General features: G+C 67.6%; 18 protein-coding genes. 9 read left to right on the plus strand and 9 right to left on the minus strand.

From position 1 onward, the window contains the following. Positions 1–906 carry a LysR family transcriptional regulator gene (locus tag Adu01nite_RS19485; RefSeq protein WP_203728321.1) on the minus strand — a complete coding sequence of 302 codons (906 nt, stop codon included), beginning with the start codon at positions 904–906 and terminating at the stop codon, positions 1–3. 66 nt (positions 907–972) lie between these two features. On the opposite strand from Adu01nite_RS19485, the gene Adu01nite_RS19490 reads away from it, so the two are divergent. From Adu01nite_RS19490 to Adu01nite_RS19500, 3 genes are read left to right on the plus strand one after another with little or no spacing between them, the layout of a single operon-like run. Next, on the plus strand, positions 973–1,737 hold the full coding sequence (locus tag Adu01nite_RS19490; protein WP_203728322.1) for an inositol monophosphatase family protein: 765 nt from the start codon (positions 973–975) through the stop codon (positions 1,735–1,737). A 29-nt stretch (positions 1,738–1,766) separates the two neighbouring features. After that, positions 1,767–2,543 (plus strand): inositol monophosphatase family protein, encoded by a 777-nt coding sequence (locus Adu01nite_RS19495; protein WP_203728323.1) that lies wholly within the window; start codon positions 1,767–1,769, stop codon positions 2,541–2,543. A 1-nt stretch (position 2,544) separates the two neighbouring features. Further along, positions 2,545–3,162 carry an NAD(P)-dependent oxidoreductase gene (locus Adu01nite_RS19500; protein WP_203728324.1) on the plus strand — a complete coding sequence of 206 codons (618 nt, stop codon included), beginning with the start codon at positions 2,545–2,547 and terminating at the stop codon, positions 3,160–3,162. Between the two features lie 334 nt (positions 3,163–3,496). Here Adu01nite_RS19500 and Adu01nite_RS19505 read toward each other — a convergent pair whose 3' ends face one another. Both Adu01nite_RS19505 and Adu01nite_RS19510 read right to left on the minus strand, forming a co-directional pair. Beyond that, positions 3,497–3,943 (minus strand): type IV toxin-antitoxin system AbiEi family antitoxin, encoded by a 447-nt coding sequence (locus Adu01nite_RS19505; protein WP_203728325.1) that lies wholly within the window; start codon positions 3,941–3,943, stop codon positions 3,497–3,499. 710 nt (positions 3,944–4,653) lie between these two features. After that, the gene (locus Adu01nite_RS19510; RefSeq protein ID WP_203728326.1) at positions 4,654–5,349 is read right to left on the minus strand and encodes an aggregation-promoting factor C-terminal-like domain-containing protein; all 696 of its coding nucleotides are present in this window, start codon (positions 5,347–5,349) and stop codon (positions 4,654–4,656) included. A 283-nt stretch (positions 5,350–5,632) separates the two neighbouring features. Here Adu01nite_RS19510 and Adu01nite_RS19515 point away from each other — a divergent pair, with 283 nt between their 5' ends. Together Adu01nite_RS19515 and Adu01nite_RS47870 are read left to right on the plus strand one after the other, a co-directional pair. Beyond that, positions 5,633–6,475, plus strand: a complete 843-nt coding sequence (locus Adu01nite_RS19515; RefSeq protein WP_239132533.1) for a hypothetical protein — start codon at positions 5,633–5,635, stop codon at positions 6,473–6,475. Further along, complete coding sequence (locus Adu01nite_RS47870) at positions 6,469–6,795, plus strand: hypothetical protein (RefSeq protein WP_239132534.1); 327 nt, start codon at positions 6,469–6,471, stop codon at positions 6,793–6,795. Before Adu01nite_RS19515 ends, Adu01nite_RS47870 begins: the two co-directional genes overlap by 7 nt. 4 nt (positions 6,796–6,799) lie before the next feature. On the opposite strand, the gene Adu01nite_RS19520 is transcribed toward Adu01nite_RS47870, so the two are convergent. From Adu01nite_RS19520 to Adu01nite_RS19530, 3 genes are read right to left on the minus strand one after another with little or no spacing between them, the layout of a single operon-like run. Continuing rightward, the gene (locus Adu01nite_RS19520) at positions 6,800–7,156 is read right to left on the minus strand and encodes a hypothetical protein (protein WP_203728327.1); all 357 of its coding nucleotides are present in this window, start codon (positions 7,154–7,156) and stop codon (positions 6,800–6,802) included. Positions 7,157–7,167: 11 nt separating this feature from the next. Then, positions 7,168–7,563, minus strand: coding sequence for a TetR/AcrR family transcriptional regulator (locus Adu01nite_RS19525; protein WP_203728328.1), 396 nt, complete (start codon positions 7,561–7,563; stop codon positions 7,168–7,170). A gap of 53 nt (positions 7,564–7,616) precedes the next feature. Next, the gene (locus Adu01nite_RS19530) at positions 7,617–7,880 is read right to left on the minus strand and encodes a hypothetical protein (RefSeq protein ID WP_203728329.1); all 264 of its coding nucleotides are present in this window, start codon (positions 7,878–7,880) and stop codon (positions 7,617–7,619) included. Between the two features lie 146 nt (positions 7,881–8,026). Here Adu01nite_RS19530 and Adu01nite_RS19535 point away from each other — a divergent pair, with 146 nt between their 5' ends. Both Adu01nite_RS19535 and Adu01nite_RS19540 read left to right on the plus strand, forming a co-directional pair. Further along, positions 8,027–8,416 carry a helix-turn-helix domain-containing protein gene (locus tag Adu01nite_RS19535; protein ID WP_239132535.1) on the plus strand — a complete coding sequence of 130 codons (390 nt, stop codon included), beginning with the start codon at positions 8,027–8,029 and terminating at the stop codon, positions 8,414–8,416. Positions 8,417–8,490: 74 nt separating this feature from the next. After that, a complete protein-coding gene (locus Adu01nite_RS19540; RefSeq protein WP_203728331.1) occupies positions 8,491–9,030 on the plus strand; it encodes a hypothetical protein in 540 nt (179 codons plus the stop codon). Between the two features lie 7 nt (positions 9,031–9,037). Here Adu01nite_RS19540 and Adu01nite_RS19545 read toward each other — a convergent pair whose 3' ends face one another. From Adu01nite_RS19545 to Adu01nite_RS19555, 3 genes are read right to left on the minus strand one after another with little or no spacing between them, the layout of a single operon-like run. Continuing rightward, on the minus strand, positions 9,038–9,298 hold the full coding sequence (locus Adu01nite_RS19545) for a type II toxin-antitoxin system prevent-host-death family antitoxin (protein ID WP_203728332.1): 261 nt from the start codon (positions 9,296–9,298) through the stop codon (positions 9,038–9,040). Positions 9,299–9,352: 54 nt separating this feature from the next. Then, entirely contained in the window at positions 9,353–9,700 is a 348-nt protein-coding gene (locus Adu01nite_RS19550) for a hypothetical protein (protein WP_203728333.1), read from the minus strand. Between the two features lie 13 nt (positions 9,701–9,713). Next, a complete protein-coding gene (locus Adu01nite_RS19555; RefSeq protein WP_239132536.1) occupies positions 9,714–10,739 on the minus strand; it encodes an LCP family protein in 1,026 nt (341 codons plus the stop codon). A gap of 228 nt (positions 10,740–10,967) precedes the next feature. Here Adu01nite_RS19555 and Adu01nite_RS19560 point away from each other — a divergent pair, with 228 nt between their 5' ends. Then, on the plus strand, positions 10,968–11,738 hold the full coding sequence (locus Adu01nite_RS19560) for an SGNH/GDSL hydrolase family protein (protein ID WP_203728334.1): 771 nt from the start codon (positions 10,968–10,970) through the stop codon (positions 11,736–11,738). A gap of 338 nt (positions 11,739–12,076) precedes the next feature. Then, positions 12,077–12,301: a winged helix-turn-helix domain-containing protein gene (locus Adu01nite_RS19565; RefSeq protein ID WP_203728335.1), complete on the plus strand. Its 225-nt coding sequence runs from the start codon at positions 12,077–12,079 to the stop codon at positions 12,299–12,301. Positions 12,302–12,357: the final 56 nt, after the last annotated feature.

Consider the following 12,357-nt stretch of genomic DNA (forward strand, 5'->3'; position numbering starts at 1 on the left):
CTAATCGGGCGGGAGGACGGTCGCGGCCATGATTTTGCGGACCTGGGATCTCAGCCAAGAGTGGGCGGCGTCGGTGTCGTAGCGCTGGTGCCAGCTGCTGATCATCGGTGGGCCGGGCACGGGGAGCGGCAACGGCTCGGTTCGCAAAGCGAAGGTTTCGATCAGGGGGCGCCAGGTTGCCTCCGGCGCGGTCAGGATGGCGTCGCTCCGGGTGACTATCAGCATGGCGCTTGCGGCCGTGCCTACCGAGGCCAGGACTCGGCGGTGCAGGCCGCGTGCTGCCAGTGCGTCGTCGATCGGGTCGGTCAGGCGGCCTCGGCGGGACACCAGGATGTGTGGCTGGGCGGCGTATGCGGCCAGGTCGAGGTTGCCCGCACATGGGTGGTCGCGGCGCAGGATCGCTACCACGCGGTCGTGACCCAGCGTTTCTGAGCGGAACTCTGGCAGGTCGGGGGCGGTTGCGCCGATTGCCAGGTCGATGCGGCCGTGGCGCAGGTCGTCGGTGTCGACGGCCGGCTCGGCCAGGAATCGCAAGCGGACCTCGGGAGCCGCCGCCGCGATGACGTTCAGCAGCGGTGGCGCCAACGCGGTGGCCAGCGCGTCGTGGCACTGCAGGGTGAAGGTGCGGGTCAGGTCGGCCAGGTCGAGCTCCCGGCTGGGGGTCAGCACGTCCTGGGCCTGCCGCACGAGGTCGCTGACCTGCTCGCGGACGGCCAGCGCGTACGGCGTCGGGGTCATCGTGCGGCCGGTGCGCACCAGGATGTCGTCGCCGGTGTGGCGGCGGATGCGGCCCAGTGAACGACTGATCGCGGGGGAGGAGAGCCGAAGCCGCTCGGCGGCGCCGGCCACGCTGCCCTCTTCCAGGAGGGCGTCGAGCACCGTGAGCAGGTTCAAGTCCAATTGCATGGTGGTAAATCGTAGCTTAGCAAGAGTGCACTGGACTTAATCGGTGGTGGGCTCGAAGGTTGAACCATGCTTGAAGCAACGATCACCGCCGTACGAGAAGCCGGTAAGCATCTGCCCGTGCTCGGGTCCCGGCCCGCCGACGCCGCGGCGCTGCATGCCGGACTGCAGGCCAACGACGACGCCGTCACCGCGGTGCTCCGGCCCGCCCTGACCGCCGCACTGCCCGGCTCCGGCTGGAACACCGACGAGCACGGCTCCGGCCGGTTGCCCGACGGCGACTGGTGGATCGTCGATCCGGTCGGCGGCAACCTCCACGCCCTCTACGGCATGGCCGACTGGAACATCGGCGTCAGCCTTGTGCGCGACGGCCGGCCCGTCCTCGCCGTTCTGCATACGCCGCTGTCCGGCGAGACATTCACCGCGGTCGCCGGCGAAGGGGCGCTTCTCAACGGCGTACCCGTAAGCGTTTCGAAAAAGACCGACCTGTCGGTGGCGCTGGCCGGAACCGGACAGGCCAAGCCCAACCGTGATCCGGCGGCCGCGCAGCGGGCCGGCGCCGCCATCGCGGCGATGATGCAGCACGCCCTTTACGTCCGCGCGGCGGTGCCGGTCAGTCACCAACTCGCGCAGGTTGCCGCCGGGCGGATGGACCTGCATTGGCAGTTCGACAATCTGCGCTCGCACATCGCACCCGTGCTGATCGCGCAGGAGGCCGGCGCAACCGTCACCGACCTCGACGGCAAGCCGTGGCAGATCACCAGCGACAACTATCTGGCGGCCGCGCCAGGTCTGCACGCGGCCGCCCTCGACGTCCTCCGCCCACTGCGCTGACGTCCCCGGCGTCGAGAAGGGAAAACACGATGGAGAAGCTGCTCGATCAGGTCACGGCCGTCGTCATCCAGGCCGGAAGAAAACTGCTTGAGGGGTACGCCGAGACAGCGCGCCCCGCGAACAAAGCGGAGATGGCGGTGGCCGGTAGACGCCTCGACGAGCTCGTCACCGGCATCGTGAAACCCGGCCTCGCCGACATCCGGCCCGAAGCGCGCTGGGCCGGCGAGGAACAGGAAATGGCGGCACTTCCGGCCGGCGAGTGGTGGGTCGTCGACCCGATCGAGGGCGGCGTCAACTACGTGCACGGCATGGACCAGTGGGCGGTAACGGCCACGCTGGTCAGGGACGGCGTGCCGGTGCTGGCGGTCGTCCACCAGCCGGTCGGCGACCGGACGTGGACCGCGCTGCAGGGCGGGGGCGCGTTCCTGAACGGCGAGCCACTCAGCGTGTCGGCGAAGACCGACGTCGATGCGGCCATTGTCACCATGACCCAGCCCCGCACCCAGAACCGCCGTTTCGGCGACGCGGTGGCGACCCTGCTGGCGAGCGTTCTTTTCATCCGCTCCACGGTGCCCAGCACCTTTCCGCAGCTGGATCTCGCCGCCGGGCACGTCGACGCCTATTGGCAGTACGAATGCGACCTGGTCGGGGTGGCCGCGGGCGTCCTACTGGTCAGCGAGGCCGGCGGCGTGGTGACCGATCTCCAGGGCCGGCCGTGGAAGCCCGGGCAGTCCGGCATTTTGGCCGCGGCCCCCGGCGTACACAAGGAATTGCTTTCCCTTCTTCAAGCGGAAGACGTGCACTGACATGGAGCTCACCATTCTTGCGGCGTCCGGCGCGACCGGCCTCGAATTGACCCGCCAGGCGTTGGAGCGGGGCCACACGGTCACCGCGATCGCGCGCACCCCCGACCGCATAACCGTTCCGAGTTCGGCCCGGCTGATCCGGGTGTCGGCCGACGTGCACGACCGGCGTTCCATCGAGGAGGCCCTGGCCGGCCAGAAGATCGTGCTGTCCGGCCTGGGCAATGCGAGCGGCGACAGGCCGAATGCGCTGACGGCCGGAGCCCGAGCGGTCGCCGCAGCACAACCCGAACGTGCCATCTGGCTGGGCGCATTCGGCACGGGCCCGTCCGCGCGAGCGGCCGGCGCCTTGACCCGAACGCTGCTGAAAATGATGGGCGCCGAGCTGTCCGACAAGGTAACCGCCGACGCGACCATCATGGACGCAGGCGGAACGGTATTCCACGCGGGCCCGTTGTCGAACGGCCCGCTGAGCCCGACCCGCCGCACAGTCGCCCTGACCGAGGCACCGAAGCGCCTGTTTCCCGCACGCGTGAGCCGCGCAACGGTGGCCGCCGCCATGCTCGACGAGGCAGAGGCCCCGACTTACATGGGCGCGATCGCGATCCCGTTGGACCGATAGGCGGCTCGGAAGACGTTGAAGCCCTCGGTCCGCGACATCCAGCGGGTCGATCCTGAGCGTCTACTCGAAGGATTCGATTCTGTCGATCAGCGCGATCGGGTCGCTACTGGCGGTCGGCGCCTTCGGTGTGGTCGTGGGCGTTGGCTCAGTCGCCGTTGCCGGCATGGTTGTTGCGGCCGTCCTGATCGGGCTGGTCGGCTGTGCGATCGCGACGGGCACAGCCTCTGTTGGGCGACGTTCGTTGTTGCCGATTCGTGCGGAGGGTCCCCCAGAGCTGATTTAGGCGGTGGTACTCATGCCTCGTTCCACGGCCTGACCGGGTGCAGTGGTGGGCTCAGGAATGGTCGGATTCAGCTTGGTGAGCCTTCCATGTTCTGCTGTTGATCGGCTTCACCGGATCTCCGTGGTAGCGGGCGATCTCGAGGCGTCGGCCGAGTCCGGCCGGGTAGGCGGCGGCCCAGAAGTCGAGCAGGTCGTCTTCCCTGGTCATCGCTCTGGAGGCGCGAATGAGATAGCCGGCTTCTTCGAGACGAGTCAGGGCATCGTGGGCTTGCCCTACCGGGATTCCCGCAGCCGTTGCGATCTCGCGAATCTTCCCACCTGCGAGTTCTGGCCAGGCCAAGAGCGCGAAGATGACCCGGGAACGACCCGAACTGAAGAGATTGGTCCGCCGAGTCGGCGGCGCGGCGGGCGGATTGTCTTTCGCGGTGTGCTTCGTCGGGGCAGTGCGGCCCTGCACCTCGATGCGTACGCCATCGAACAGGATGAAGGCGTTTCCCAACGTGTCCAGGAAATGGATGTCCGCCTCGCGAAACGCGGCGGCACTGCGTCGGCTGATGTGCTCGCCGACAATCAGCAGGGGGTATGGCGAGGGCCCGGACTCCGATAGGCCAGCGAGCTGAGCGTCATCGGCTCCAGCACCTCTACCGCATATCGGGCCTGCGACGCTGCATGCGACAGCGTCACGACCTCGGCGGTGATGCCGAACTCCCGCAGACGCTCACGGGCCACCTCTAAGAGACGGTGGCCGAGTTCGGCAGGTGTTCGGTTTTTCAGTGCGTTCAGCTTAACTGAACGATTTCAAGAACCGAACACAATGGCTGCGGGTGGCGCGGCCCCTGGCGGTGGTGATCGCGGGGCGCTGTATACGGAGCGCGGCGCTAACATTGGAGCTATGGAAATTCGGCGGGTTGCTAAGCGACGTCCGGTGTCTCGGGATGCCGTCAAGCGATTCGCGGTGCGGTCGACGGAGGCTTCAGCCCGGCTCGAACGGCGAAGTGTCCCGACGGAGTATGTGCGGCCGCCGGAGGTCGAGCGTCTCTTGGCTGAGCGCCAGCCGCAAGACTGATGTCGCTGACGCCGGGATACGGTGAAACGCCGGCTTCTGACGGCGAGCTGGAGTCTTGCAGCCGCACGTTCGCGAGGGCCTGGGCGAGCCGGTCAACAAGGCCGCCGTCTACGACCTTGAGCAAGCCGTGCAAGCGGACGTGACTAGTACGAGCCGACGGCTTCGGAGTGGGCCCATGCTTTGCACGGGGTCTTGTATCTGCCCTTGATGTAGCCCAAACCCCACTTGATCTGGGTAGCCGGGTTGGTCTTCCAGTCGGCGCCCTCCGAGGACATCTTGCTGCCGGGCAGGGCCTGGGGGATGCCGTAGGCGCCGGAGCTTCGGTTCTCGGCCCGGTAGTTCCAGCCGCTTTCCTTCTTGAACAGCTTGTCCAGGCAGGGGAACTGGTCGAGGCCGAAGCCGGCGTCGAGCATCAGGGCGCAACCGATCTGGCGGCTGCCGCTGTATTCGTTGCAGCTGGCCGGGATCGGGCCCGCATACGGGACCGGGCCGCCGGTTGCCTCGGCCTTCTTCCGGTCGGCCTCGGCCTTCTTCGCGGCGGCCATCTTGGTGTTCAGGTTGTGGGACTTCGCGGCGGCCGTCTTCGCCTCGGCGGCGGCCTTGTCGGCGGCGTCGCCCTCGGCCTGGCGCTGCCATGCTCGGGCCGCCACGTGGTCACGCTGACGCTGCTTCAGTAACTGCATGTCGTCCGCGTCCACCTGCGCGACGTCCAGGGATGCGTGCGTGGAGAGACGCTGCGCCTCGTGGCCCTGGCCCAGGTAGACACCGGTGGCCAAACCGGCCAACAGCAGTGCCACCGAGGCGGAACGCATTCCGATGCGGCTCCAGCGCCGGTCCACTAAGCATCCCTTCGTCGGGGGCCGATGATGCTCGCGCAACACCATGGCGCACACGGGCGCCAATGGTAAACGCCGCCGCGCCGATGTGGGATAGGCCATAGGGCACTGTTACTTATAGCGACCGAATCATGACGGAATCGTGCCGATCGCATGTTCGGTCCATATCGGACTGTACGGACTGGATTACGTACGGTTGGTTGCTGGTTCCTGGCCGGATGGGCAACATGTCGAGCGCGTTATCTCTCATAACCTCCGCGTGCATACTTCGTCACGAGGAGTGATCATGGCTGAAGACACCTGGCTTGCCGCGCGGCTCATTCCTACGTCGGGCATCAACGGGCCCGACGAGCAGGAAAGGCGAGCGACGTCCGCGCTGCTTGCCGTGATGAGTGCGGTGCGGGAGTTCGGCCGATCATTGACGCAGCCTCTCGGTGCGCCCGCGGGGCCGGTGCAAACGTTCATCGAGGTTCCGTTTCACCTCGGCGACGGGAAGTTCTTTCCGGACGGTCTTATCCGGGTGAGTCGCGGCCAGCGCCAGTGGACCGCCCTCGTCGAGGTCAAGACGGGCAACAATGAACTGCAGACGGAGCAGCTCGAGCGTTATCTCGACATTGCCCGCGAACAGGGCTTCGATGCGTTGATCACGATCTCGAACGAGATTCCGCCGATCGCCGGACAGCACCCGACCGTCATCGACAAACGGAAACTGAAGACGGTGGCGCTTTATCACCTTCCCTGGTCGGAGGTTCTCACCGCGGCGGTGATGCAGAAGGAGTACCGCGGGGTCGCCGACCCGGATCAGGCGTGGGTTCTGGGTGAGCTGATTCGCTACCTCGAACATCCACGGTCGGGTGCTCTCGAATTCAGCGACATGGGGCCGCGGTGGGTGTCGGCCCGTGACTCGGTGGGGGCGGGGACGCTCCGGGCGCGGTCGGAGCGCTGTCGATCACGGCGGACCTGCGAGCCTCGAAAATCACCTGCCACGTCGACCTGGACGCGCCGCGCGAAGGCCGGCCGACGACGCGAATCAACTGGCTCGTACGCCAGCTCAAGGACGCGCCGGAGTCCGTGCGCCTCGAGTCGTTCACGGCCTACTCGCGTGGTCCTGGCAATGCTGAGTTGCTGAAGGCGGTGCGGGACAGCCCGACGATTCTCGTCGGTGATCCCGGCAAGGAGATCCGATCGTTCCGGGTCGCGGTGACCTCGCCGGCCGGCAGTAAGCGGGGCACCGGGCGTGGGTCGTTCATCGATTCGGTGCTCGGGGCCGTCGACGACTTCTATGGGCAGGTCATTCAGAACCTGAAGCCGTGGATGCCGGCGCCGCCGAAGCTCCGGGCGGCGGAGGACGTGATCGAGGCCGAACCGGTCTCGAATTCGTTGATCTCCACCGCTATCTCGTCCCAGGACGGACCGGAGGTCGAGGCGACGGACACGCCGGCGTCGTAGCTGGTCAGGGGCGGGCGATTGCTCGTTCCACGCGGTCTACGGTTTCGCGGGGGTCGGGGACCTCGATGATCAGGCGGGTGTAGCGCTCGTCGGCCAGCTGGATCACTACGGCCTTTGTCGGGTCGTGGACGTCCCAGAAGACTCGCTCGCCGTCGATGTGGAACGTGCCGGCTGTGATTACGCCCGGCAGGTAGGCGCCTGGGGCGCGGAGGCCTTTCGGCTCTCGGGCTATGCCGGGGTCGGCGGTTGCGCCGCGGACATTGGACAGTGGGATCTCCAGGCGGCTCTTCAAGGCCCAGAGTTTGTCCCAGCCCTCCATCTCCACGATCAGGTGGTCGCCGTCGATGTTGATCTGCGCCATGGGTCGCGTCCTTACCTGGGTAGGCGGGCTCGTAGTTTTTCGCCGAGCAGGGAAGCCGTTGCTGCTGGGGACATGGCCTTGTCGAACTCGGCCAGGATCTCGGTGATCTCGGTGGCCACCTCGGGGTCGTCCGGGGCTCGGTCGACCGCGGCCAGCAGCAGGAAGTCCAGGTGTTCGGTGAGGGTGCCGCTCTGCAAGGCCGGGCGGACCTGCTCGGTCAGGTGCCAGCGCAGCGCGGTCAGGTAGAGGCCGCGTTTGCTGCCGAACGTCTGGTACAGGCTGTTGCGGTGCACGCCGAGGTGGTTGACCAGGTCGTCGACGGAGATTCCGTCGTACGCCCGGGAAGCGAACAAAGCCGCGGCCGAAGCGACCACCTCGGCCTCGTCGAATGCTCTTGGTCTGCCCACGTGACCAGCGTAGCCAGTTTAGGAACGAGCAGTCAAGAACGAGCGTTCCTTAATTACGAGGCCGCGTCGGGGCGCTTCTTGAGCTCGGCTATCCGGGGCATGCGGGCGTGGCCGCGCCGGCCGGTGGCGAAATGGGAGAAGCCGCTGTTGTCGTGGCGGCGCCGGGGACGCTGCGGGGCCGGCTTCGATGCCGCACCGGGTGCTTCCGCCGCCACAGAAGCACCCGGTGCCGCCGATGCCGGGCGGTGGTGTCGGGCTTGTGTGTTGCGCCTGAGGCGGAACAGCACGAGCGCCGTCGCGGAAAGGACGATGCTCACCAGGACCATCGTGCGAACCACGTTGCCACGACCTCTCACCCGGGGTCATTGGTTATCGAGACAACGACGTTAGCAGTGACTGGCGCGCTAGCCAATCCGCCGACTTGTGGACGTACACCCGCGCTGTTCGCTCTTATGCTGTGTCGATGTCATCGGGATTCGGCGCCTACCTGAAGGAAGCGATCCTGGCTGCCCGCTTCCCGACGCCGAGCCACTTCGCGCGAGCAGTCGGCACCGACCCGTCGGTGGTGCTGCGGTGGCTGAGCGAGGAGCAACGGCCCACCATCACGTCGATCGAGCGGATTGCGCCGGTGCTCGGCCGCAGCATCAACGAGCTCGTGCTGGCCGCCTATCCCGATCGGCTCAGCGGGCCTGTCCCGGCGACGCCGGCCATTCATCCGCTGGTGCACGAGCTCGGGCGGCTCCTCGCCGACGACTCGCCGATCCCGCGCGCCGACCGCGAGGCACTCGAGACGGTCCTCGATCGGCTTCTTGATCCATATCGGAGACTGTCGCGCCGTCGCAAATCCGGGTGACAGATACCCGCCTCTACGCACGTTCTCGCTGGTCGATTGTCGCGTTCGGGCCGCCGGGTCACTAGCCTCCAACCATGACCGAGCGGCCGCACCTCTCCAGCGGACTCCACCTCCAGATCAGCAAGCTGCTCGTGGTCGCGGTCATCGTCGCCACGGCGGCCACCGGCGCCCTGATCGTCATGCTGTTCACAGCGATGCCCCCGGGTAATCCGCCGCCCCCGCCGGTCGGGATGGCCCCGCCTCCGCCGAGCCTGCGCCCGCTGGCCTTCTTCTCCGTCGTCACCGGCTTTTTCGTGCTCTCCTGGCTGTCCGTGCTGGTGGTGTTCGCCCGCGACCAGGTTCTGCGGCAGATGCGCCGGCACCAGCCGCCGCCGTCGCCCGGGGGCGGGCTGAGCGGCGAGTTGGGCGGCATGCTGGCCGGGCTGCGCGCCGAGATCGCCGCCGACCGGGAACGTGACCTGGCAGCGCTGGGCGAGCGGCTGGCCGAAATGACCACCGAGTTCGGCGAGCGCCGGGAAACCGACGGCTACCTCAACGGCATGCGTACGGCCACCGCGCCGGAGTCACCGGAGGCAAACGTGCGAGCACTACGCCGCACCCCACCCCAGCGCTGAACTGGCTCTACACCACTTGCAGGTCGACTTCGTACTTCTGGATCTCGGAGTCGCGGGTCATCAGCGTCAGGTCTTCGAGCTGAGCCTGCGCGATGAGGATCCGGTCGAAGGGATCGCGGTCGACTCGGCGGTTGAGCGGGACGACCTTGGCGACGGGAGTGCCTGACCGGCTGATGATGATTTCTTCGCCGTGCTCGACACGACCGATGATGCGCGACAGATTCGTCGCCGCATGGTGGACGTTGAATTCCGCGGCGCTCTCCGTCATGACGACCCCTTGGCCCAGAGGCTAGTCCGCTTGCCGTCGGGGGAGCTGGGGGAATCAGTCGTCGTCGGTCAGTTCGGCCAGGACCTCGGTGGCGTCGCTGTTGCCGGCGGCGGCGAGGCGGCGTAGCTCGGTCAGGTTGTTCTGTTCGGCGGCTGTCTCGATCAGGACGGCGGTCGCGTCGGAGTGGCCCTGGGCGGACAGGTGGCGTAGCTCGGACAGGTCGCCTCGCTCGCCGGCCAGCTCGATCAGGTGGGCAGCCGCGTCGGAATTTCCCGCGTCGGAGAGGCGGCGCAGCTCGTTCAGGTCCCCGCGCTCCACGGCCAGGGCGATCAGGTCGTCGAGCGCATCCGGGTCGCCGGTTGCGGCCCGCTGGCGCAGGCGTCGCTCGTCGTGGTCGGTCATGCCGGCCACGATGTCACGCTCCGGTGACCGCCTGGTAGCCCTTGTGGGTGCGGAACCAGTCGGTCATCGTGTCGGTGCGCAGCGCCAGGAACAGGGCGCGGCAGCCGTTCGTGTCCAGGCGGTTCGCGGTGCCGGCGGTGGTGTGCACGAAGCCGGTCGACGGAATCGTCGTGAAGCCGAGGTCGTCCTGGCTCAGGTGGGACAGCTCGCGGGCGGTCTGGGCCAGGCTCAGGCCCTGGTCGACGACCAGTGACTTGGCCGCCTCGGACAGCAGCTGGTTGAGGCGGATCGGGTTGGTGAGCACGCCCATCGACAGCACCTTGCCGGTCAGCGCGTGCAGGTACTGCTGCTGCCGCTTCACCCGGTCGAAGTCGCCGCCGGCCAGGCCGTACCGCTGGCGTACGTAAATCTCGGCCTTCTTGCCGTCGAGGTGATTGACGCCCGCCTTGAACGTGAAGCCGGTGCGGCCGTCCCGAGTGGTCTTGCGGACGGTCACGTCGACCCCGCCGACGATGTCGGTGATCTTGCGAACGGCGGCGAAGTCGACCCGTACGACGTGGTCGATGTTCACTCCGGTCAGGTGGCTGACCACCTGCACCACGAGGGGTGCGCCGCCCCACGCGTACGCCGCGTTGATCTTTGTCTTTCCGCCGTTCCAGCGGCCCGCGACCGGCGGGATGTAGACGTACGAGTCGCGCGGGAACGAGACGATGCCGGCGTGCTCGCGGTTGCGGTCGACGTGCAGCAGCATGATCGTGTCGCTGCGGGACTGGCCCTGCGTCCAGCCGCTGCGGGTGTCGACGCCGAGGATCAGGAAGTTCTGCCCCACCTCGACCCCGTTGCCGACGCCGGGAAGGGCGCTCGGGCCGGTCGACGGGCCGGTGACCACGACGTACTCGGAGCCCTTGGCGATCTTCGGCAGGGCCGAGGCCTGGCCGAGCATGTCGTCCCGGCCGACCTGAGCGGCGACGTGCTCGGCATACAGCACGGAAGCCCCGAAACCGGCCCCCGCGAGGGCGGCGAGTGCCGTCAGGGTCACCAGTACCGCTTTCGCCCAGCGCGCCACTCACACCGCCTTCATCCAGGGAACTTGCCCGTCTCCTAGGACCTATCGGCGCCGGCGTTCATCCCGTGAGGGCACCGGTTCCGGGTGCGGCGAAGCGACCCGGATCGGATCGGGTGTCCGATCCGTCTAGGCTGCCTGTGCTCGTTCACACATCGGAGGTCATCGTTGTCTTTCCGTCCTTCTCGTCCTGCTGCGGTAGTCGTGTCCGTGCTGCTGGCCGGGCTCTGCCTGCAGGAGCCGGCCGCCGCGGCCACAACCACCGTCGACTACGTGGCGCTCGGTGATTCGTATTCGGCGGGTGTCGGCACCCCCGACGCCGCCGGTTCCTGCGGGCAGAGCCCGAGCAGCTATCCGTCGCTCTGGGCGATCAACCATCCGGCCGCGGTGCTCCATCTTGCCGCCTGCGGCGGAGCAACCACCGATAACGTACGTACGTCGCAGCTCACCAGCCTCACCGCGGACACCGACCTGGTCAGCATCACCGCCGGCGGCAACGACGTGGGTTTCTCGCCCACCCTGTCGGTGTGCACGGCCGGCACCGACGCGGCGTGCCAGCAGCAGGTAGCCGCCGCGCGCACCGCGATCGCCCAGATCCTGCCGGCCAAGCTGGACGCGACCTACCAGGCGATCCGGCAGAAGGCCCCGAACGCGACCGTGGTCGTGCTCGGCTACCCCCGACTGTTCGACATCGCGGCGTCCTGCCCGGGCGGCGGCCTGAGCGCGGCCCGCCGGCAACTGCTCAACGACACCGCCGACAGCCTGGCGGCGGTAACCGCCGACCGGGTGAAAGCGGCCGGTTTCACCTTCGCCGACACCCGCCCGCTGTTCACCGGCCACGGGGTGTGCACGACGGTGGCATGGATCAACAACGTGTCGGCGACCCGGCCGGCCGATTCCTACCACCCGAACGGGGGTGGCTACGCCCAGGTGTATCTCCCGCTGCTGACCGCGGCGTCCGGCATCGGCGTCTGAAAACGCAGACATGAGAAAAGGCCCGGTCGTCGGACCGGGCCTTCGTACACACCGAAAAACGCGGCGGCCGGTGCGGTCGAAGTTTCCGGATGTCCGCCGGGCAGGCCGGCGAGCAGCCAGTCAACGGCTCATGAGATCCCGCGACGCCGGTCGTCAGACAATGCCTCGGCCACCGTGCCGCCGCGGTCACTCCGGTTTGCGGACCAGGAAGCGACATCGCGAACCTAGCCCAACCTTATGCATACGGCAACACCTAGACACATGCTGATGCCTACTGATGCTTGCAGCCCTCCTGCCGGCGTGGTCAACTGACCTCGCGGACCAGGGAGTAGGGAACGTTGCCAGCAAAATCAAAGACCCAGCACGTAATCGACGACATCACCACGCAGATCGAATCGGGCCAGCTGGCCCCAGGCGACCGCCTGCCAAGCACAGCAGAGCTAAGAGCCCAGTACGGCGTGTCCATCACCGTCGTACGCAACGCAGTGCAGTGGCTGAAGGCAAAGGGCCTAGTCGAGGGCCTGTCCGGCGTAGGAGTCTTCGTAGCCGACAAAGAAAGCTAGCCGCCACCGCCGGGGAGGGTGGGTCGGTGGGGGCGGTGCCGTGCGATGCGGTGCGG

Origin of the sequence: Paractinoplanes durhamensis (assembly GCF_016862175.1) — a bacterium.
GTDB classification, from domain to species: Bacteria; Actinomycetota; Actinomycetes; order Mycobacteriales; family Micromonosporaceae; genus Actinoplanes; species Actinoplanes durhamensis.